At 72.1% G+C, this 19,415-nt stretch carries 18 protein-coding genes and 1 riboswitch; of the genes, 4 read left to right on the forward strand and 14 right to left on the reverse strand.

Annotated features, from left to right (window positions below; translation table 11 throughout):
- The first annotated feature begins 46 nt into the window (after window positions 1-46).
- On the forward strand, window positions 47-1,492 hold the full coding sequence (locus H1Q64_RS22630; protein WP_237905709.1) for a PLP-dependent aminotransferase family protein: 1,446 nt from the start codon (window positions 47-49) through the stop codon (window positions 1,490-1,492).
- Between the two features lie 15 nt (window positions 1,493-1,507).
- On the opposite strand, the gene H1Q64_RS22635 is transcribed toward H1Q64_RS22630, so the two are convergent.
- A complete protein-coding gene (locus H1Q64_RS22635) occupies window positions 1,508-1,957 on the reverse strand; it encodes a carboxymuconolactone decarboxylase family protein (protein WP_237905710.1) in 450 nt (149 codons plus the stop codon).
- Between the two features lie 124 nt (window positions 1,958-2,081).
- Window positions 2,082-2,681, reverse strand: coding sequence for a TetR/AcrR family transcriptional regulator (locus H1Q64_RS22640; protein WP_237905711.1), 600 nt, complete (start codon window positions 2,679-2,681; stop codon window positions 2,082-2,084).
- A 73-nt stretch (window positions 2,682-2,754) separates the two neighbouring features.
- On the opposite strand from H1Q64_RS22640, the gene bdcA reads away from it, so the two are divergent.
- A complete protein-coding gene (bdcA, locus tag H1Q64_RS22645) occupies window positions 2,755-3,468 on the forward strand; it encodes an SDR family oxidoreductase (RefSeq protein WP_237905712.1) in 714 nt (237 codons plus the stop codon).
- 9 nt (window positions 3,469-3,477) lie between these two features.
- On the opposite strand, the gene bluB is transcribed toward bdcA, so the two are convergent.
- Genes bluB through cobA form a run of 3 tightly spaced genes read right to left on the reverse strand, consistent with a single transcriptional unit; the run spans window position 3,478 to window position 6,279 of the window.
- Complete coding sequence (gene bluB, locus H1Q64_RS22650) at window positions 3,478-4,137, reverse strand: 5,6-dimethylbenzimidazole synthase (protein WP_237905713.1); 660 nt, start codon at window positions 4,135-4,137, stop codon at window positions 3,478-3,480.
- Window positions 4,134-5,480, reverse strand: coding sequence for a cobyrinate a,c-diamide synthase (locus H1Q64_RS22655; RefSeq protein WP_237905714.1), 1,347 nt, complete (start codon window positions 5,478-5,480; stop codon window positions 4,134-4,136). The genes bluB and H1Q64_RS22655 overlap by 4 nt, the downstream gene beginning before the upstream one ends.
- Complete coding sequence (cobA, locus tag H1Q64_RS22660) at window positions 5,473-6,279, reverse strand: uroporphyrinogen-III C-methyltransferase (protein ID WP_237905715.1); 807 nt, start codon at window positions 6,277-6,279, stop codon at window positions 5,473-5,475. Before cobA ends, H1Q64_RS22655 begins: the two co-directional genes overlap by 8 nt.
- Between cobA and H1Q64_RS22665 the strand changes: the two genes are divergently transcribed.
- Window positions 6,278-7,420 carry a cobalt-precorrin-5B (C(1))-methyltransferase gene (locus H1Q64_RS22665; RefSeq protein ID WP_237905716.1) on the forward strand — a complete coding sequence of 381 codons (1,143 nt, stop codon included), beginning with the start codon at window positions 6,278-6,280 and terminating at the stop codon, window positions 7,418-7,420. The two genes, cobA and H1Q64_RS22665, sit on opposite strands and share 2 nt — an antisense overlap.
- A gap of 185 nt (window positions 7,421-7,605) precedes the next feature.
- On the opposite strand, the gene cobM is transcribed toward H1Q64_RS22665, so the two are convergent.
- The 3 genes from cobM to cbiE are packed head-to-tail and all read right to left on the reverse strand — an operon-like array spanning window position 7,606 to window position 9,997.
- Window positions 7,606-8,367: a precorrin-4 C(11)-methyltransferase gene (gene cobM, locus H1Q64_RS22670; RefSeq protein ID WP_237905717.1), complete on the reverse strand. Its 762-nt coding sequence runs from the start codon at window positions 8,365-8,367 to the stop codon at window positions 7,606-7,608.
- Window positions 8,364-8,774 carry a cobalamin biosynthesis protein gene (locus tag H1Q64_RS22675; RefSeq protein WP_237905718.1) on the reverse strand — a complete coding sequence of 137 codons (411 nt, stop codon included), beginning with the start codon at window positions 8,772-8,774 and terminating at the stop codon, window positions 8,364-8,366. The genes cobM and H1Q64_RS22675 overlap by 4 nt, the downstream gene beginning before the upstream one ends.
- Window positions 8,771-9,997 (reverse strand): precorrin-6y C5,15-methyltransferase (decarboxylating) subunit CbiE, encoded by a 1,227-nt coding sequence (gene cbiE / locus H1Q64_RS22680; RefSeq protein WP_237905719.1) that lies wholly within the window; start codon window positions 9,995-9,997, stop codon window positions 8,771-8,773. Before cbiE ends, H1Q64_RS22675 begins: the two co-directional genes overlap by 4 nt.
- A 23-nt stretch (window positions 9,998-10,020) precedes the next feature.
- On the opposite strand from cbiE, the gene H1Q64_RS22685 reads away from it, so the two are divergent.
- Window positions 10,021-10,761, forward strand: a complete 741-nt coding sequence (locus H1Q64_RS22685) for a cobalt-precorrin-6A reductase (RefSeq protein ID WP_237905720.1) — start codon at window positions 10,021-10,023, stop codon at window positions 10,759-10,761.
- A 101-nt stretch (window positions 10,762-10,862) separates the two neighbouring features.
- Here H1Q64_RS22685 and cobJ read toward each other — a convergent pair whose 3' ends face one another.
- From cobJ to cobW, 6 genes are all read right to left on the reverse strand, one after another.
- Entirely contained in the window at window positions 10,863-11,642 is a 780-nt protein-coding gene (cobJ, locus tag H1Q64_RS22690) for a precorrin-3B C(17)-methyltransferase (RefSeq protein WP_237905721.1), read from the reverse strand.
- Complete coding sequence (locus H1Q64_RS22695; RefSeq protein WP_237905722.1) at window positions 11,639-12,379, reverse strand: precorrin-2 C(20)-methyltransferase; 741 nt, start codon at window positions 12,377-12,379, stop codon at window positions 11,639-11,641. Before H1Q64_RS22695 ends, cobJ begins: the two co-directional genes overlap by 4 nt.
- Window positions 12,376-13,017 carry a precorrin-8X methylmutase gene (locus H1Q64_RS22700; protein WP_237905723.1) on the reverse strand — a complete coding sequence of 214 codons (642 nt, stop codon included), beginning with the start codon at window positions 13,015-13,017 and terminating at the stop codon, window positions 12,376-12,378. The genes H1Q64_RS22695 and H1Q64_RS22700 overlap by 4 nt, the downstream gene beginning before the upstream one ends.
- Window positions 13,007-14,404 carry a precorrin-3B synthase gene (gene cobG, locus H1Q64_RS22705; protein WP_237905724.1) on the reverse strand — a complete coding sequence of 466 codons (1,398 nt, stop codon included), beginning with the start codon at window positions 14,402-14,404 and terminating at the stop codon, window positions 13,007-13,009. Before cobG ends, H1Q64_RS22700 begins: the two co-directional genes overlap by 11 nt.
- The gene (cobN, locus tag H1Q64_RS22710) at window positions 14,401-17,802 is read right to left on the reverse strand and encodes a cobaltochelatase subunit CobN (protein WP_237905725.1); all 3,402 of its coding nucleotides are present in this window, start codon (window positions 17,800-17,802) and stop codon (window positions 14,401-14,403) included. The genes cobG and cobN overlap by 4 nt, the downstream gene beginning before the upstream one ends.
- Before the next feature lie 155 nt (window positions 17,803-17,957).
- Complete coding sequence (gene cobW, locus H1Q64_RS22715) at window positions 17,958-19,025, reverse strand: cobalamin biosynthesis protein CobW (RefSeq protein WP_237905726.1); 1,068 nt, start codon at window positions 19,023-19,025, stop codon at window positions 17,958-17,960.
- 37 nt (window positions 19,026-19,062) lie between these two features.
- A riboswitch (cobalamin riboswitch) is annotated at window positions 19,063-19,278 on the reverse strand.
- Window positions 19,279-19,415: the final 137 nt, after the last annotated feature.

The following is a 19,415-nucleotide window of genomic DNA, read 5'->3' on the forward strand; positions in this document are numbered from 1 at the left end:
CTTGCGGTGGATTGCGGATGGGCAAGCTTGCGCTATCCTGCGGCCCATGCCCGCCCTGCCGCCGCCGGAAACTCTGGATATCGCCCTCAGCCGGACCGCGAAGGTTCCGCTGTCCGCTCAAATCCACGCCGCCTTGCGCGACGCCATCCGCAATGGCCGGCTGGCCGGAGGGGCGCGGTTGCCGTCCTGGCGGGATCTGGCGGTGCAGCTCGGGGTGTCCCGTGGGACGGTGCGCGACGCCTATGAGCGGCTGATCGACGAACAGCTTGCGGTCGGTTTGGGCGCCGCGGGGACGCGGGTGGCCGAGGGGGCCATGGCGGGGCCGTCCCCCGACGGGCCGGTCCAGGCACCGTCCTTCCCGGAGCTGTTTTCCAATTTCGAGCGGGCGCCGCTGCCCTTCCAGATGGGTGTGCCGGCGCAGGACGCCTTTCCCTTCACGCTGTGGTCCCGGATCGTCGGGCGGGCGGCGCGGGCCGCCGCGGCGGCCCCGGTCGGCTATCCCGATCCGCGCGGCCATCCGGATCTGCGGCGAGAGATCGCCGCCGTGCTGGCCATCGCCCGCGGCATCCGCTGCACGCCGGAGCAGATTTTCATCACGGCGGGCTATTCCGGCGCGCTCGGCTTGGTGATTCGGGCCTTGCGACTGGACGGCGCCACCGCCTGGATGGAGGAGCCCGGCTTTCCCCTGACCCGCCGCGCCCTTCACCTCGCCGGCATGACCGTGGTGCCCGTGCCGACGGACGGCGCCGGGATCGACGTGGATGCGGGACTCGCACGGGCGCCCGCGGCGGGCTTGGCCGTGGTGACGCCCGGCCAGCAGGCGCCGCTCGGCGTGACCATGACGTTGCAGCGCCGCCTCGCCCTGCTGGAATGGGCCTCGCGAGCCGGGGCATGGATCGTCGAGGACGACTATCTCAGCGAACTGCAACTGAAGGGCCGGGCCGCTCCGGCGCTGGCCTCCCTCGACCGGGATGGGCGGGTGCTGCACGCCGGCACCTTCAGCAAGACGATCAGCCCGGCGCTGCGGCTCGGCTTCCTGATGGTGCCGCCGGGGTTGACCGGTCTCTTCGGCGAGGCCGCCGCCTGCCTGTCCCCGGCTCCAGCGGCGGCGATGCAGCGGGCGGTGGCGGACTTCATGGCGGGCGGGCATTATTTCCGGCACCTGCGCCGGATGAAGCGGCTCTACGCCGTCCGCCAGCAGGCGCTTCTGGCGACCATGCGCGACGCCGCGGGGGCGGAGTCACCGATGGCGGTGGAGGCGTCGGGGAGCCTGTCGGTCCGCCTGGACCTGCCACCGGGCAGCCGCGATGTCGGCATCGCCGCGGCGGCGCAGGCGGACGGTCTCGCTCCGGTGCCGCTGTCGCCCTGGTACGCCGATGGCCCGGAGGCCGCTCGCCCCCGAGGCCTGCTGCTGGGCATCACCAATTTGCAGGAACGGCGCCTGTCCGACGACTGTCGCCGATTGCTCGACTTGGTGAAACGGCATGGCTGAGCCGGCGTATCGCGCTCAACGGGCCGCGGCGGGAACCGTGCGGAAGCTGATGGCGAGGCGGTTGTAGAGATTCATCAGGCCGATGGCGATCGTCAGGTCGGCCACCTCCTTCTCGGAGAACAGCGCCGACACCGCCTGGAACTCCGAATCCGGGACGGCGGTCTCGGCCACCCGCGTCACCGTCTCCGCCCAGCGCAAGGCGGCGCGTTCGCGGTCGGTGAACAGCGTTTCGGCCTCGTGCCAGACCGGCACCAGCACCAGCTTGTCGATGGTGACACCGTTCTTCAGCAGATCGCGGCTGTGCAGGTCGATGCAATAGGCGCAGCCGTTGATTTGCGAAACGCGTAAATACACGAGATCGATCAACGTGACAGGAAGCCCGCACTGGCCGATGTAGCCATGCGCACCGGCGAGGGCCTTCATGCCGGCGGGGGCGGTGGCGTGGTAGTCGAGACGCGGGGACATGGCGGTTGGTCCTCAATGGGGATGCGGGAGGTTCCCGGCTGCCGCTGATCCTGCGCCTCCCGCCGGTCAGTCGTAAGGACCAAGACGTGACGGAAATCCTGTACCATCCCCGCAGGACCACCCGTCAGACACCCGCCAGTTCCCGGCGGAAGGCCCGGTCCATCATGGCGGCCACCCGGTCCAGCCTTTCCCGATCCGCGCCGTCGCGGGCCGCCGCCGACATCCCCATCATTGCGACCACCACCAGATCGGCCAGCGCGTCGGCGCGGTCCGGCGCTTCGGTGGCGATGAAGTCGCGGACCGCGGCGCAGCCCTCCCGCTTGGCCGCGTCGGCCAAGGCCTGTGCCTCGGGGTCGGCGCTGTTGCGCGCGCCGTCGAGCACGAGGCACCCCGCCGTCCCTCCCTGGCCGGGATACAGCTCGGCGGCGAGCGCCAGCGTCCGCCCGATCACCGTGGCCACATCGCCGCCCTCCGCCAGGGCCCGTGCGAAGATGTTGGCCTCGCCCGCCGCGTAGCGCCGCAGGGCGCGTTCGAACAGCCCGGCCTTGCTGCCGAAGGCGGCGTAAAAGCTCGGCGGCTTGATGCCCAGTTCGGTGCCCAGCTCGGCCACGCCGACCGCGTCGTAACCGCGGGCGTGGAACAGGCGCATCGCCGTCTCCACCGCCTCGTCCACGTCGAAGGAACGCCGCCGTCCGCGCGGCTCCGATTTTTTTGTAGTGACCACTATAAAAAATCCTTGCGCGATGCCTTTCGCTGATTTTATATAGCGGTCACTACATTAATTCAAGGAACCGATCATGAGCGACTTCGCGGGCAAGAACATCCTGGTGCTGGGCGGCAGCCGGGGCATCGGCAAGGCCATCGTGCAGCGTTTCGCGGCGGGTGGCGGGCGAGTCGCCTTCACCTACGCCGGTTCGGCGGAGGCCGCAGCGGCGCTGGCCGCCGAGACCGGGTCCGAGGCGATCCGCACCGACAGCGCCGACCGCGACGCGGTGATCGCAACGGTGGCCGGGCGGGGCGCGCTGGACGTGCTGGTCGTCAACGCCGGGGTGGCGATCATCGGCGATCCGCTGACCTTCGACCCCGACGAGGTTGACCGCATGATCGACATCAACGTGCGCGGGCCCTACCACGCCGCGGTCGAGGCGGCGCGCCACATGACCGGGCCGGGGCGCATCATCGTCATCGGGTCGGTCAACGGCGACCGCATGCCCTTCGCGGGCGGGGCGGCCTATGCGCTCACCAAATCGGCGGTCCAGGGCATGGTGCGTGGCCTAGCGCGCGACTTCGGCGACCGCGGGATCACCGTCAACGCGATCCAGCCGGGGCCGACCGACAGCGATATGAATCCGGCCGACGGTCCGATGGCCGAGGCCATGCGCGGCTTCATGGCGATCAAGCGCTACGCCCACGCCAGCGAGGTCGCCGAACTGACCGCCTTCGTCGCCGGCCCGCACGGCGCGATGATCACCGGCACGTTCCAGACCATCGACGGCGGCTTCGGGGCCTGACGGCGGCCTTTACGTCGTCCCGCCCCAGCGGTCGCGGAAGACGAGGTCCTCAAGGGGGAGCCGGCTGCGCCAGCCGGCTTTCTCCAGTTCCGGCGTCTCGTGGAAGTGGGAGACGTAGCCGAGGCAGAGGTAGGCCACGGGGACGATCCGCTCCGGGATGCCCAGCGCCTCGCGCAGCTTGTCCTCGTGCAGGATGCTGACCCAGCCGACGCCCAGCCCCTCCGCCCGCGCGGCCAACCAGAGATTCTGCACCGCGCAGACGCAGGAGTAGAGGTCCATGGTCGGGATGTGCGTCCGCCCCAGCACCACCGGGCCGGAGCGCTCCCGGTCGCAGGTGATGCACAGGTTGACCGGCGCCTCGCGGATGCCTTCCAGCTTCAGGCGGCTGTAAAGCGCCTTGCGTTCCCCGGTGAAGAGGGCGGCGGCCTCCTCGTTGGCCTGGGAGAAATCGGCGTGCACGCGGGCCTTCACCGCCGGGTCCTGGACGACGATGAAGTTCCAGGGCTGCATGAAGCCGACCGACGGCGCGTGGTGCGCGGCGGTCAGCACGCGGGTCAGCACCTCGTCGGGGACCGGGTCGGGGGCGAACTGCCCGCGCACGTCGCGGCGCGAGAAGATCGCCTTGTAGAGCGCGTCCCGCTCCTCCGGTGCGAAGGCGTGGTCGCTCATTGATCTGCCGCGATGACGTGGAAGAAGGAGGCGAAGACGCTGCCCCGCCGGCCGCCGAGCGGGCCGAGGTCCGAGTCGTCCGCCGCCGTGGCGGTGACCAGCGGCTCGTCCCCCCCGCGGTCGAGGATCGAGGCGTAGTGGAACTCGTGCCCGCGCAGCGCGGTGCCCGCCCGGCCCAGCGGCGTGTCGCCCAGCAGGACGGCGCGGCGATAGCCGAGATGCAGTTTCCGCTTGGCGAAGGAGGTCCGCACCCCGAGCAGCCCGAGCATCGGGTGGGTGGTGCCCGCCGCGTCCTCCAGCGACTCGCCGAGCGCCATGTAGCCGCCGCACTCGCCATAGACTGAGCGGCCGAGCCCGGCGAAGCGGTGCATGCCGTCGCGGAAGCGTCCGGCGGCGGCGAGCCGTCCGGCGTGCAGTTCCGGATAGCCGCCGGGCAGATAGACGGCGTCCGCGTCGTCGGGCGGCGCCTCGTCGGCCAGGGGCGAGAAGTGCGTCACCTCGGCGCCCGCCGCGCGCCAGCCCTCCAGAAGGTGCGGGTAGACGAAGGTGAAGGCGGCGTCCCGCGCGATGGCGATGCGCTGGCCCAGCGGCGGCAGGGCGGGCACGAAGCTCCCCTCCGGCGCGCGGGAGGGGGTGGCGAGTGCCGCCACCCGGTCGAGATCGACATGCTGCGCGATGAAGCGGCCGAGCGCCGCCAGACGCTCCTGAAGGTCCGCCGTCTCCTCCGCCTGGATCAGGCCGAGGTGGCGTTCGGGCAGGATCACGTCGGGGGTGCGGGGCAGCGAACCGAGGACGGGGACGCCCAGCGCCTCGATGGCGCCGCCGGCCAAGGCGAGATGGCGCGGGCTGGCGATGTTGTTCAGGATCACCCCGCCGATCCGCACATCGTCGCGGTAGGTGGCGAAGCCCTTGACCAGGGCGGCGGCGGACTGCGACTGGCCCTTGGCGTTGACCACCAGAATCACCGGCCAGCCGGTGCGCGCCGCCAGTTCGGAGGTGGCGCCGGTGCCGGTCGCCCCGACGCCGGCCACCCCGTCGAACAGGCCCATCAGCGCCTCGCAGACCAGCAGGTCGGTGCCCTCCCCGGCACGGCGGGCCAGCGAATCCAGCAGGTCCGGCCCCATCGCCCAGTTGTCGAGGTTGACGCTGGGCCGCCCGGTCGCCGCTTGATGGAAGGCCGGGTCGATGTAGTCCGGCCCCGCCTTCACCGCGCCGACGCGCAGGCCGCGCGCCTTCAGGGCCACCAGCAGCCCCAGCGTGACGGTGGTCTTGCCGGTGCCGGACGCCGGCGCCCCGACGATCAGCCCGCGCGGTGCAGCCTCAGACATGGGGGCCTCAGCCATGGGGAGCCTCCTTGGGCAGCCAGTCGAGCACGGGGCGCAGCCGCACCACCTCGCCGATCACGATGATGGCCGGGGGCTCCATCCCGCTCGCCTCCAGATCGGCGACGCAGGTGCCGAGTGTGGTGACCAGCACGCGCTGCCGCTCGGTCGTCGCGTCGGTCACCACGCCGACCGGCGTGTCGGCGGACCGTCCGCCCTCCATCAGCGCGGCGGCGATGCCGGGCAAACCCTTCCAGGCCATGTAGAGGATCAGCGGCGCGCCCGTCGCGGCCAGCGCCTTCCAGTCCGGCCCGCCCGCGCAGCTGTGGCCGGTCGCCAGGATCACCGCCTGGTTGGCCGAGCGGTGGGTGGCCGGGATGCCGGCGTAGGCTGGGCCGGCGAGGCCCGCCGTGATGCCGGGGATGATGCGGAAGGGGATGCCCCGCTCGGCCAGCGCCTGCGCCTCCTCGCCGCCGCGTCCGAAGACGAAGGGGTCGCCGCCCTTCAGCCGCAGCACGCGGTGCCCCTCGCGCGCCAGCTCGATCAGGCGGTTGGTGATGTCGTCCTGGTGGGCGGAGGGCTTTCCGCCGCGTTTGCCCGCGAACTCCAGCCTTGCCGAGGGCGCTGCCAGCGCCATGATCCGTTCACCGACCAGCGCGTCGTGGACGATCACCTCGGCTTGCCTTAGACCTTGCAGGGCCAGCAGGGTCAGCAGGCCGGGATCGCCGGGACCGGCCCCCGCCAGCCACACGCTGCCGGGCCGGAAGTCGGCCAGTTCCAGAGGAAGAGAAAGGGAGTCGGGCAACGGCTCTGCGGTCATGGACGAGCACTCAGCGACGGAAAACGGTGTGGACGGCCAGGGAAACGGTAATGGCGACGGCAAGGCGCTGCGGCGGGGCTGGACGACAGGCACCTGCGCCACCGCCGCCGCGCGCGCGGCTTGCGGGGCGCTGTTTTCCGGCGACTTCCCCGATCCGGTGACGGTAACCCTGCCCGGCGGCCAGACGCCAGCCTTCGCGCTCGCCTGGACGGACCGCGGCGACGGCTGGGCGGCGGCGGGGGTGGTCAAGGATGCCGGCGACGACCCGGACGTCACCCACGGCGCGCTGATCCAAGCCCGCGTCAGCCGCGCCGCGCCCGGCCAGGGCGTCGTCTTCCGCGCGGGCGAGGGGGTGGGCACGGTGACCCGCCCCGGCCTGCCGGTCCCGGTCGGCGAACCGGCCATCAACCCGGTGCCCCGCGCGATGATCCGCCAAGCGGTCGCGGAGGCCGCGGCGCTGGCCGGCGAGGCCCCCGACATCGTCGTCGAGGTCTCGGTTGAGAATGGGGAGGCACTGGCCCGCCGCACCATGAATCCGCGGCTGGGCATCCTCGGCGGCCTGTCGATCCTGGGGACAACGGGGATCGTCGTGCCCTACTCGTGTGCTGCCTGGATCGCCTCGATCCAGCGCGGCGTCGATGTGGCGCGGGCGGCCGGGCTGAGCCACGTCGCGGCCTGCACCGGCGACACCTCGGAAAAGGCGGTCGTGGCGCGCTACGGCCTGCCCGAGCATGCGCTGCTCGACATGGGCGATTTCGCGGGCGGCACGCTGAAGTACCTGCGCCGCCACCCGATCCCGCGCCTGACCCTGTGCGGCGGCTTCGCCAAGTTCGGAAAGCTGGCGCGCGGCCTGCTCGACCTGCATTCCAAGCGCGGCAGCGTCGATCTCGACTGGCTGGCCGACCGCATGGCCGAACTGGGCGCCGCTTCCGACACCGTGGCCGAGGCCCGCACCGCCAACACCGCCGCGCATGTCCTGAGCATCGCCAGGGAGGCCGGCCTGCCGCTGGCCGACCGTGTGGCGGCGCTGGCCCAGCGCACCGCGCTGGACACGCTCGATGGCGCTCCCGTGGCGGTCGAGGTGCTGGTCACCGACCGCCAAGGCAACATCGTGGGCGGTTCCGGCTGGAGCACCCTTTAGTCCCCTCTCCCCTCTGGGGAGAGGGTTAGGGTGCGGGGGATGTCGGGGGACAGGAGAGTACGGCAATTGCCGGACCCCCTCACCCCGACCCTCTCCCCGCTTTCGGCGGGCCAAAGGTCCGCCTGTCGCGTCAGCGCAAACTTCGTTTGCGCGTAAGCGGAGGGGAGAGGGAGTGAAAACCTCCCTCACTCCCCCAGCCCCCGGTAGCGGCGCACGTGCGACCCGTCGTAGAGCGCGCTGCACCGGAAATCCTCCACCCCCAGCGCTGGGCCGACCAGGATCAGGGCAGTGCGCTCCATCGGCGACTCCGCCACCTGGGCGGCGATGTCCGCCAGTGTGCCGCGCAGCACCCGCTCCTCCGGCCAACTCGCCCGGTAGACCACCGCCGCCGGGCATTCCGCGCCGTAGAGCGGGGTCAGCCGCTCCACCACCCGGTCGATGACGTGGATCGACAGGTGGATGGCCAGCGTCGCGCCCGAGCGCCCCAGAACCTCCAGAGTCTCGTTCGCCGGCATGGCCGAGGCCCGGCCCTCCGTCCGTGTCAAAATCAGCGTCTGGCTGACCTCCGGCAGGGTCAGTTCCCGCCCCAGCGCGGCCGACGCCGCGGCGAAGGCCGGCACGCCCGGCGTGATGTCGTAGGGGATGCCCAGTTCGCGCAACGCTCGCGTCTGCTCGCCCAGCGCGCTGTAGACCGACAGGTCGCCGGAATGCAGCCGCGCCACGTCCTGCCCGGCCGCATGCGCCGCCTTGAACTCGGCGACGATCTGGTCGAGCGTCAGTGGGGCGGTGTCGACGATCCGGGCGCCCGGCGGGGCGTGGGCGATGATTTCCCTGGGCACCAGCGACCCGGCGTAGAGGCAGACCGGGCAGGACGCGATCAGGTCGCGCCCGCGCAGGGTCAGCAGGTCGGGCGCGCCCGGTCCGGCGCCGATGAAATGCACGGTCATGCGGAAACTTCCCCAGAAATCGCCAGCGCGCAGGTGGCGCGCGGGGTGGAACGGCGCGGCAGCAGAAGGGTGGAGCCCGGCCCCGCGGCGGCCAGAGCGGCGGCCTCGGCGACCGAGGCGACACCCACCGCCGCCTCGACGCGGGCGGAACAGGTCTGCACACGGTCCTGAACCGCGGCCAACGCTGAATCGTCAACGAACCGGAGCGGAAGGGCGAGCAGGCGCGCCGCGTCCGCAACCCCGGCTTCGTTCCGCTTGTGCATCGGTGCCGCCAATTGCACGGCGCGGCGCGCGGCCTCGTCCAGCGCGGCCTCCGCGAAGGCGGCGCGGACCAGCCCGGCGATCTCGTCGCCAGGGCAGCCCGCTCGGCAACCGATTCCCGCCGCGATGATTCGAGCCGCCGTCACAACGGTTTCTCCGCCAGCCACAGCGTGACCGGCATCAGCGGGCGCCAGCCGGTGAAGCCGCCGATGGGCGCGGCGCGGCTGACGGCGATCTGCGACAGTTGCCCGCCCAACCGCTTGTGGGTGGCGATCAGCAACGCCTCGCTTTCCAGCGTCGCGGCGTTGGCGACGATCCGCCCGCCGGGCTTCAGCGCCGACCAGCAGGCGTCCAGCACGCCGTCGTTGGTCAGCCCGCCGCCGATGAACACGGCGTCCGGCGCCGGCAATCCGTCCAGCGCCTCCGGCGCCTTGCCGCGCACCAAGTCCAACCCCGGCACGCCGAAGGCGGCGGCGTTGGCCGGAATGCGGGCGGCGCGGTCGGTCTTGTGCTCAATGGCGATGGCGCGGTTCGTTGGATCGCTCAGCATCCATTCGACGCTGATGGAACCGGAGCCGGCGCCGACGTCCCACAGCAGCTCGCCGCGGCGCGGGGCCAGCCAGGACAGGGTGACGGCGCGGATTTCGCGCTTGGTGATCTGGCCGTCATGCTCGAACCAGTCGTCGGGCAGGCCCGGCGTGCGGGGCAGGGCGCGGGCGTGGGGCGCGGTGACGCACTCCACCGCCAGCGTGTTCAGGTCGGCCACGCGCTCCGCCGACCATTCTTCCGCCGTCGCAACGATGCAGCGCTCGCGCGGTCCGCCCATGGATTCCAGGGCGGTCAGGCGCGACGGGCCGAAGCCGCGCGCCGTCAGCAGAGCCGCCAGCTTGGTCGGGGTCGTTCCGTCCCAGGAAAGGATGAGAAGCCGCGCCCCCGGTTGCAGATGCGGAATGACCAGCTCCAGCGGGCGTCCGTGCACGGTCAGGGTGCCGCAGTCCTGCAACGGCCAGCCCAGGCGGGCGGCGGCAAGGCTGAGGGATGACGGGGCCGGAACGATCGACAGTTCCTCAACCGGAACGAGTTTCGCCAGGGTGGCGCCGATGCCGTACCAGGACGGATCGCCGCTCGCCAGCACGCAGACCCGTTGGCCGCGCCGCTCCAGCAGGGTGGGGTAGGCGTCCGACAGGGGGGAGGGCCAGGGAAGGCGCTCCTGTCGAGTGGTTTCGGGTACCAGCGCCAGATGGCGGGCACCGCCGGCCAGTAGGTCCGCGCCTTCGACCAGCGCGCGGGCGGCGGACGACAGACCGTCCCACCCGTCCTCGCCGATGCCGACGACGCTCAGCCAACGCCCCGGTCCTGTGCTAATCATGGCGCACCCCAAGGAGGACAAGCATGAAGGCGCTGATTCTGGGTGGCACCACTGAAGCGACGGCGCTGGCCCGCCTTCTCAATGGCCACCCGCGCATCGACGCGGCGGTGTCGCTGGCCGGGCGCACCAAGCAGCCGGTCCTGCCGCCCCTGCCGACCCGCATCGGCGGTTTCGGCGGGGTGGACGGGCTGGCGACGCATCTCGTGGAAAGCGGCATCGGGGCGGTGGTGGACGCGACACATCCCTTCGCCGACCAGATTTCCGCCAACGCCGCGGCGGCCTGCGCGCGGGTGGGCGTGCCGCTGCTCGTACTGACCCGCAAGCCCTGGGTGCCGACCGAGAGCGACCGCTGGATCGGCGTGCCGGACATGGCCGCCGCCGCCGAGGCACTGCGCCCGCTCGGCGAGAGCGTTTTCCTGACCATCGGCCGGCAGGAGGTCGCGGTGTTCGAGGCGGTGCCGGACAAGCGCTACCTGATCCGCGCCGTCGATCCGCCGGAACCGACGCCGAAGCTGCCCGATTACCGCCTGATTCTCGGCCGTGGCCCCTTCACGCTGGAGGGAGAATGCGCCCTGCTGGAGGAGCATCGGGTGGATGTCATCGTCAGCAAGAACAGCGGCGGGACGGCAACGGAAGCGAAGCTGGAAGCCGCGCGTCGCCGGGGCATCCCCGTGGTGATGGTCGAGCGCCCAAAGGGTAATGGCGTGGCCGAAGTGCACGCAGCGGCGGCGGCGTTGGCGTGGTTGGAGGCATTCGGCAGTTGAGCCCCCCTCCCGACCTCCCCCCGCTACGCAGGGGGAGGGGATTCCCTCCCCTGCAAAGCGGGGGAGGGTTAGGGAGGGGGCAACGGTTGGCGACACCGCCCTCATCCCCGCACCCCATAGCTGCGCGGCGTGTAGACCCACGGCCGCGCACCCTCGCGCGGCACCAGCCGGGTGTGCGAGGCGCCGATGATGACGCAGGTCCGCATGTCGGCCTGTGCCGCGTCCACCGCGCCCAGGGTCGTGATGGTCAGCGCCTCGTCGGGGCGGCCGACCGCCTGGGCGAGGATCACCGGCGTGTCCGCCGAGCGGAGGTCGCGCAGCGCGTCGAAGGCGGCGCCGAGCTGCCAGGGGCGGGCACGGCTGATCGGGTTGTAGAGCGCGATCACGAAATCCGCCTCCGCCGCCAGACGCAGGCGTTTCAGCACCACCTCCCACGGCTTCAGATTGTCGGACAGCGAGATGGCGCAGAAATCATGGCCGAGCGGCGCGCCGGCCCGTGCCGCCGCCGCCTGCATCGCGGAAATGCCGGGATCGACGGACAGAGCCACGCGGTGCCACGCCGCGGGCGCCGCCGGGTCGTCCAGCGCTTCGAACACCGCGGCGGCCATGGCGAAGACGCCGGGGTCGCCGCCGGACACCACCGCCACCCGACGGCCCTCCGCCGCCAGTTCGAGGGCGTGGCGGGCGCGGTCCAGTTCCACCCGGTTGTCGGAGGCGTGGCGCACCTGCGGCCCCGGCGGCACGCGGTCCACATAGGGGAAATAGCCGACGAGGTCGGTCGCCTCCGCCAGATCGCGCCGGGCCTCCGGGGTCAGCCAGTCCTCGGTGCCGGGGCCGAGCCCGACGACCTTCAACCATCCGGCGCGTGGATCGGCCGTCATCGCCGCAGCCCTTCGCCGGGGATGACGATCTGCGAGAAATAGGGGGCCGTCTCCGGCGCCTCGCGGAAGGGCATGACACGCTGGTCCGCCATGCTCGCCCGCTCGATGTACCAGGCGCGGTCGGCCAGCCCGGCGGCCTCCACGGCGCGGCGGACCTTCGGCAGGTTCTGGCCCAGCTTCATGATGACCGCGGCGTCGGCGTTGCGCAGCGCGCGCAAAAGCGCCTCCTCCCCCAGCGTGCCGGGAATGACCGACAGCACGTCGTCGCGTAGCGTCAGCGGGCGCGGCAGCAGCGAGGCGCTGCACATCATCGAGGTCACGCCCGGCACCACCTCCGTCGGGAAGCGCGAGGCCAGCCGCAGGAACAGATGCATGAAGCTGCCGTAGAAGAAGGCGTCGCCCTCGTTCAGCGCGGCGATGGAGCGCCCGGCGGCGAGATGCTCGGCCAGCCGCTCGGCGGACTCGTCGAAGAAGGCCTCGATCTGGCGGCCGTAGTCGGGGTGGTTGGGCGGCAGCTCGACCGTCACCGGATAGACCATCGGCAGTTCGATGTGCTCCGCCGTAATGCAGCCGTCGGCGATGCGCCGGGCCTGTCCAGAGGTGCCGCGCTTGCAGAAATACGCGACCACCGGGCAGGCGCCGATGGTGCGCATGGCGCGGACGGTCATCAGGTCCGGATCGCCGGGGCCGACGCTGACGCCGTAGAGGGTGCCGGTAGGGGGAGTGCTGTTGCTCATTCCACGTCGCTCGCCAGGGCGTTGACCGCCGCCGCCGCCATGGCGCTGCCGCCGCGCCGGCCCTTGATCGCCAGGAAGGGCAGGCCGAAGGGCGCCTCGGCCAGCGCGTCCTTGCTTTCCGCCGCACCGACGAAGCCCACCGGGAAGCCCAGCACCGCCGCCGGCTTCGGCGCGCCGTCGCGGATCATCTCCAGCAGCTTGAACAGGGCGGTCGGCGCGTTGCCGATGGCGACGACCGAACCGGCGAGCCGGGGCACCCACAGCTCAAGCGCGGCGGCGGATCGGGTGTTTTCGACCTGCTTGGCCAGTTCCGGCACCGCCGGGTCGCGCAGCGTGCAGACGACGGCGTTGTCCGCCGGCAGGCGCGCCCGCGTGATGCCGTGGGCGACCATCTCGCTGTCGCAGAGGATCGCCGCGCCATGACGCAAAGCCGTTCGCGCCGCCGTTCCCACGTCGGGGGAGAACATCAGGTCCTTGGCCGCGTCCACCATGCCGCAGGCGTGGATGACGCGCACCGCCACCGCCTTCAGATCGTCGGGGATGGCCGACAGGTCGGCCTCCGCCCGGATGGTTGCGAAGGACTGGCGGTAGATGGCCGCTCCATCGCGGATGTAGTCGTAAAGCGGCTCAGCGGACACGGGACAACTCCTCAACAGACAATCCGGCGATTGTGGCGATGGCCTCGGGCGGCGTCAGGCCGGACCGCCAGGGCGCGCCTCCGGGGGCGGCGTTCAGCGCGACGTCATAGACGCCGTCCCGCGCGGTGAGCGTGACATCCGCCGCACCGGGATGGGCGCAGCCCTTCGCGCAGCCGGAGACATGCACCATCCGCACCGCCTCCAGCAAGCCTGCCGCGCGCCCGGCGATGGCGAGGCCGTCCGCGTGGGTGTCGGTGGTGCCGACGTCGCAGCCGGTGACGCCGCTGCAGGCGGTGAGCTTCAGGCGGATGTCAAGGGGATCGAGGATGCCGCCGAGCGCGGCGGCTTTCTCCGCGGCGCCCTCCTGCGGGGCGGCCAGCAGCAGGGCGCGCCAGGGGGTGATGCGGATCTCGTGGGTGAGGGTGGCCAGCGCCTCCAGCCGGTCGACGTCGAGGCGGCCGAAGGGGAAGGCGACGCCCAGCCATGAAACAGGGGGCCAGGAGGGTTGGGGGCCGAGGAAGAGTCGGGTCGGCGACGTTTGCCCCCACCCTGACCCTCCCCCGCTGGGCGGGGGAGGGAATGAGGTTTGCGGGGGAGAATCTTCCCTCCCCCGCCCAGCGGGGGAGGGAAGGGGCCCATGCGCAGCATGGGAAGGGTGGGGGCAAGACAGCAGGCCCCTCACCCGCTCCCGCAGCGCCTCCACCCCCAGCGTCTTGACCAATCCGGCCATGCGCCGCGGCGGCTCGGCCAGGGTTTGGCGAAGCTCCAGAAAAGCCCGCGCCAGCGCCGCCGCAAGCTCCACCAAATCGTCGGGCCGGCAGTGGCCCAGCACCACCGCTCCCTCGAACGTCCCGCCCAGCCCGACGCGGAGCAGCGGCCCCGCCACCGCGTCGAAGCGCACGTCGGTGCTGCTGTCGAACAGGGGGGCCTGACCGCCGCCGTCGATCAGCCAGCCGAATTTCGGCGGCAGCCGGTGGAGGTCACGGTCGGCCGCCAGCCGGGCATCGAGCGCCAGGGAGTAGGGGCGCACGTCCAGCACCGCCGTCCCGTCCAGCCCGGCGGTCGGGGAGGTCAGCACGTTGCGCACCGCCTCGCTCTCCGCGTCCTCCGAGACGTAGCCGAGCGCGCGAAGCTCGGCGATCAGCGCCGCCATGTCCGCCGCGGCGACACCGCGCAGTTGCAGGTTGCCGCGGTGGCTGAGGTCGACCAGACCGTTGCCGTAACGACGCCCCAGCTCCGCGAACCGCGTCGCCGAGGCGGCGGGAAGCACCCCCGCCGGAACGCGCACGCGGACCAGCAGACCGTCGCCGACCTCCATTGGGGCCAGGACGCCGGGGCACATGCCGCGCCGGCGGGGTGGATTGCGGAGTTGGGTGATCGCGCTCATGCGGACATCTCCTTGCGGCGGCGCAGATCGTCGCCCGTCGAATTGCGGCGTGGGTGCCAGAGACCGCGCTCCAAAGCCTCGGTCAGCCGGTCCAGGATATGCCGGGCGGCGGCCGGATTGGACTGCGCCAGGAAGTCCCACACCCGCAGGTCGTCCACATAGGCATCGTACAACTGGTCGAAATGATGGGGCCGCACCGCCGTGGTGGTCGCGGCGAAGGCGAACAGCGTGTCCACGCTCGCCGCCAGCTCCCCGGCGCCGCGGTAGCCGTGGCGCATCATGCCGTCGATCCAGCGCGGGTTGGCCGCCCGTCCGCGCATCACGCGGGCGATCTCCTCCCCCAGCGTGCGGACGGTCAGGCTCTCCGGCTCCGAACTGTCGAGGTGGTAGAGCGCCGGGTCGTTGTCGACCAAGGCGGCGGCGGCGGAGAAGCCGCCCTCATACTGCATGAACCCGTCGGTGGAGAGGACGTCGTGCTCCCGCTGGTCCTGGTGGTGGACCAGCGCGTCGGCCCCGCCGATGCGGCGGCGGAACAGGCTGGGCAGCGGGACGCCCTCCAGCCCCTTGCCGTAGGCGTGGCAGCTTCCCTCCAGATAGGCGGCGCCGAAATCGGCCCGCGCGTTCCAGTCTCCGCGCGCGATCATGCCGGGCAGCGCCGTGCCGTAGGCGCCGGGGGCCGCGCCGAAGACCCGCGCGCTGGCCCAGCGCTCGGCCTCCGCCGCCGGGGTGCCGCCGGCTTTCAACTCGGCGCGGTCGGTGCGCAACGCGACGGCGACGGGGTTCACGTCCTCCGGTTCGTCCTCCGCCATCACGGCGCGGACGGCCTGGTCGAACAGGGCGATCTGCTGCGGGAAGACGTCGCGGAACAGGCCGGAGATGCGCAGCGTCACGTCCACCCTCGGGCGGCCCAGGACGGAGGCCGGCATCACCTCGAAGCCGGTGACCCGGCCGGACCCGTTTTCCCACAGCGGGCGCACGCCGAGCAGGGCCATGGCCTGGGCCAGCTCGTCGCCGCCGGTGCGCATGGCCGGCGTGCCCCAGCAATCCACCACCAGCCGCTTCGGCCAGTCGCCGTGGTCCTGCAGGTAGCGGGTGATCAGCGCGTCCGCCGCCTGCCAGCCCAGCGTCCAGGCGGTCGGCGTCGGCACGCCGCGCGGGTCGAGCGCGTAGAGGTTTCGCCCGGTGGGCAGCGTGTCGGCCCGCCCCCGCGCCAGCGAGCCGCCGGGGCCGGGCTTCACGAAGCGTCCGTCCAGCCCGGCCAGCAAGGCGGCCATCTCCGCCTCGCCGCAGGCGTCCAGCGCCGGGGCGACGTCCTCCGCCGTGCCGAAACGGGCGACGGCGGCGAGCAGGCGGGCCCGGCGCTCCGGCTCTGGCGTCGTGCCGAAGACGTGCAGCCCGTCGCGGATCTGCATCTCCTTGATGTCGCAGAGATGGGCGTCGAGGCGGCTGAGGATGGCGTCGGGGTCGTCGTCGGGCCGCAGGTTGCAGTCGGCGGCGACGCCGGAACTCCAGGCGAGATCGAGGATGGTCTGCCGCAGCGTGCCCAGACGCCGCGGGTCGAGCCCGGTCGCCATCGAATATTCGTCGATGGCCGTTTCAAGCGCGGCGAGGTCGCCGTGCAGCCCGGCCTCGACCGGCGGCGGGGTCAGGTGGCCGATCAGCACGGCGCCGAGCCGGCGGCGCGCCTGCACACCCTCGCCGGGGTTGTTGACGATGAAGGGATAGAGGCAGGGCAGGGGACCGGCGACGATCTCCGGCCAGCAATCGGCGGACAGGGCAACGGCCTTGCCCGGCAGCCATTCCAGCGTCCCGTGCGCCCCCACCTGGACCAGCGCGTGGATGCCCAGGATGTGGCGGAGCCAAAGGTGGAAGGCGTAGTAGCCGTGGCTGGGCGGCGTCTCCGGGTCGTGGTGCTGGGTGGTGGTCAGCGGGCCGTGGCCGCGGCTTGGCTGCACGGCGACGGTGACGTTGCCGCAGGCCAGAACGGTGAAGTGGAAGGCCGCGCCGTCGGAACGCGGGTCGGCCTCCTCGTCGCCCCAGCATGCCGCGATGCGGGCGCGGGCGTCGGCGGAGGCGAGGCGGCGGTAGTCCTCCAAACTCAGCGCGGCGGTGGCTCCGCCGGTCAGCGCCTCCATCAGGGCGGCGGGGCCGGCGGGGAGCCCGTCCAGCGCGTAGCCCTCGGCGCGCAGCCGCTCCAGGATGCCGACGACGCTCGCCGGGGTGTCGAGGCCGACCGCGTGCCCGATGCCGCCGCCCGGCCCCGGATAATCGGAGAGCACCAGCGCCAGCTTGCGCTCGGCCCGCGGGGTGGCGCCCAGCCGTACCCAGGCGGCGGCCAGATCGGCGGCGAACGCCACGCGGTCGGGCACCGGGCGGATCAGCGTCGGGGCGAACTCCAGGTCGGGGTCCAGCGCCCCTTCGGCCTTGAAGGCGATGGCGCGGGTCAGGATGCGTCCATCCATCTCCGGCAGCACCACGTTCATCGCGAGATCGGACGGCCCCATGCCGCGGGCGGAGCCGCGCCAGCCCTCCTCCGGGGTGGTGGACAGCACGGCCTGAAGCACCGGCGTGCCGTTGGCCTCCAGCGGCGACCCGTCCTCGCGCGCCGCCGAGAAGCCGGTCAGGTTCATCACGACGACGGCGTCGCGGGCGGTCAGGGTGGCGCGCATCCAGGCGGCGCAGTCCGGCTCCTTCAGGCTCGCCACGAACAGCGGCAGCGGGGCGAGGCCGCGCGCGGCCAGCGCGTCGCACAGCGCGTGCACCGGCTCCAGATCGCCGGCCAGCAGGTGGGAGCGGTAGAAGACGACCGGCGCGCATGGCCCAGCAACTTGGCCGGACCAGCCCTCATAGACGCCGAAGCGGGGGACCGGCGCCGGCTCGCGCCAAGGGCGCTCCTGCCCGCTCAGAGTGGCGGCGTAGGCCAGCAGGTTGGCCATGTTGTCCGGCCCGCCTTCGGTGAATCCGCGCCACAGCCGTTGCGCGGCCTCGGCCGGAACGGTGCCATAGCCCTCCAGGGCGGGGTTCGGCTGGGCGCAGCCGGGCAGCACGGCCAGCGCCACCCCGGATTCCCGGCAGGCGGCGGCGACATGGTCAAGCCCATAACGCCAGTAGCCCGCCCCGCCGAGCAGCCGCAGAACGACCAGCTTCGCCTTGCGGATCACGGACTCGACGTAGAGGTCCACCGACAGCGGGTGCCCCAGCCGCGCGAGATTCGCCAGCCGCAGGGTCGGCAACGGATTGGAAGTCAGGGCGTCGCGATGGCGCTTCCAGCAGGCGGCGAGCGCCGTCAGGTCGCTGTCGGAGAAGGACAGGACGACGAGGTCCGCCGGGCTCTGCCCCAGATCCACGGCCTGGGGGCCGGCGTCGAGGTCTTCCTGGCGGGCGGCGAGTAGGTGCATGACCGAGAGCTTTTCGAAATGTCCCTCTCCCCTCTGGGGAGAGGGCTAGGGTGAGGGGGGTGCGCGTGGCGGAACGTCCGGCGTAAGCGCACCCCCCTCACCGGCCCTGCGGGCCACCCTCTCCCCAGAGGGGAGAGGGTTGTGAAGGCCGAAAATCACCCCAGCGCCGCGGTCACGGCGTTGCGGTCCAGGCCCGTCTCGCCGATCACCACCAGACGGCTGCGGCGCGGCTCGTCGGGCTTCCAGAAGCGGTCGAAATGGGTCTGGATGCGCGTCCCCACGCCCTGCACCAGCAGGCGCATCGGCTTGCCCGGCACATCGATGAAGCCCTTCAGGCGCAGCACGCCGTGGGCGGCGGCCACGCGCTCCAGCGTCTTCGCCAGCGCCGCCGGGTCGGGCTGCGGGCCGAGTTCCACGACGAAGCTGGTGAAATCGTCGTGGTCGTGGCCCTCCTCCTCGTCATGGTGGCTGGGGCGGTTGGCGAGGTCGTCCTCGGCCCCGGCCCCGACGCCCAGCAGGACCACCGGATCGACCTTGCCGTTGCTGGCGCGCAGGATCTTGGCCTCGCGCCCGGTGCCACCCTCGGCCATGGCGGCGCGGATCAGGTCCTCGACCTTCGCCAGATCGGCGGCATCGACCAGATCGGTCTTGTTCACCACGATCAGGTCGGCGCAGAGGAGCTGGTCCTCGAACACCTCCTCCACCGGCGTCTCGTGGTCGAGCTGCCCGGCGGAGGCGGCCTGGGCGGCCAGCGCCGCCGGATCGGGGGCGAAGCGGCCCTCCGCGGCGGCAGCCGCGTCGACCACCGCGACCACCCCGTCCACCGTCACCCGCGTCTTGATCGCCGGCCAGTGGAAGGCCTGGACCAGCGGCTTCGGCAGGGCGAGGCCGCTCGTCTCAATGATGATGTGCTCCGGCGGCTGGGGGCGCGACAGCAGCTTCTCGATGGCCGGGACGAAGTCGTCGGCGACGGTGCAGCACAGGCAGCCGTTCGCCAGCTCGATCACGTCGTCCTCGGTGCAGGTGGGATCGCCGCAGGCGCGCAGGATCTCGCCGTCGATGCCGACGTCGCCGAATTCGTTGATGATCAGCGCCAGACGGCGCCCGCCGGCCTGCTCCAGCAGGCTGCGGATCAGCGTCGTCTTGCCGGCGCCGAGAAAGCCGGTGATGACGGTGGCCGGGGTCTTCCCGGCGGACGGACGGAGGACGGCGCGATGCGTCATGATCTGTTTCCCTGTCTCCGCCACACCCGGCGGATTGGATGAGTTTCGGTCTGGCGGCAGGTTTCCTGGCTCGCGGGTCGTCGCCGCGCCTCCCGCCTTCCCAGCCTGTCGGCCCGTGGCATTTCCGGAGGCGGACTCGCCGCATACAGTTGCGGGGGCAGCCGCGGCCTTGGACCCATCCGGATCCGCACCGCATTCCCTATTATCCCCGCGCCTTCACGGCGGACGGGGCACCGTCGGAGGCGCAGAATTGCAGGCGGACCCCCGATTTGCAAGCGGCCATTTGGCGCCCGGAAAGCGTGCCATCGAACCCGGAACGGTCCGCCCAACCCGCCGTTGGTGTGTCGGAAGATCGGTACAGTCTGTCTGGAAAGCTGACACTCTGGACCG

This window comes from Azospirillum brasilense (assembly GCF_022023855.1).
GTDB classification, from domain to species: domain Bacteria; phylum Pseudomonadota; class Alphaproteobacteria; order Azospirillales; family Azospirillaceae; genus Azospirillum; species Azospirillum brasilense_F.

Coding starts and splice junctions, on each gene's coding strand:
- H1Q64_RS22630 (WP_237905709.1), top strand. CDS start 47: ATGCCCGCCCTGCCGCCGCCGGAAACTCTGGATATCGCCCTCAGCCGG.
- H1Q64_RS22635 (WP_237905710.1), bottom strand. CDS start 1,957: ATGTCCCCGCGTCTCGACTACCACGCCACCGCCCCCGCCGGCATGAAG.
- bdcA (WP_237905712.1), top strand. CDS start 2,755: ATGAGCGACTTCGCGGGCAAGAACATCCTGGTGCTGGGCGGCAGCCGG.
- bluB (WP_237905713.1), bottom strand. CDS start 4,137: ATGAGCGACCACGCCTTCGCACCGGAGGAGCGGGACGCGCTCTACAAG.
- H1Q64_RS22655 (WP_237905714.1), bottom strand. CDS start 5,480: ATGGCTGAGGCCCCCATGTCTGAGGCTGCACCGCGCGGGCTGATCGTC.
- H1Q64_RS22665 (WP_237905716.1), top strand. CDS start 6,278: ATGGACGAGCACTCAGCGACGGAAAACGGTGTGGACGGCCAGGGAAAC.
- cobA (WP_237905715.1), bottom strand. CDS start 6,279: ATGACCGCAGAGCCGTTGCCCGACTCCCTTTCTCTTCCTCTGGAACTG.
- cobM (WP_237905717.1), bottom strand. CDS start 8,367: ATGACCGTGCATTTCATCGGCGCCGGACCGGGCGCGCCCGACCTGCTG.
- cbiE (WP_237905719.1), bottom strand. CDS start 9,997: ATGATTAGCACAGGACCGGGGCGTTGGCTGAGCGTCGTCGGCATCGGC.
- H1Q64_RS22685 (WP_237905720.1), top strand. CDS start 10,021: ATGAAGGCGCTGATTCTGGGTGGCACCACTGAAGCGACGGCGCTGGCC.
- cobJ (WP_237905721.1), bottom strand. CDS start 11,642: ATGACGGCCGATCCACGCGCCGGATGGTTGAAGGTCGTCGGGCTCGGC.
- H1Q64_RS22695 (WP_237905722.1), bottom strand. CDS start 12,379: ATGAGCAACAGCACTCCCCCTACCGGCACCCTCTACGGCGTCAGCGTC.
- cobG (WP_237905724.1), bottom strand. CDS start 14,404: ATGAGCGCGATCACCCAACTCCGCAATCCACCCCGCCGGCGCGGCATG.
- cobN (WP_237905725.1), bottom strand. CDS start 17,802: ATGCACCTACTCGCCGCCCGCCAGGAAGACCTCGACGCCGGCCCCCAG.
- cobW (WP_237905726.1), bottom strand. CDS start 19,025: ATGACGCATCGCGCCGTCCTCCGTCCGTCCGCCGGGAAGACCCCGGCC.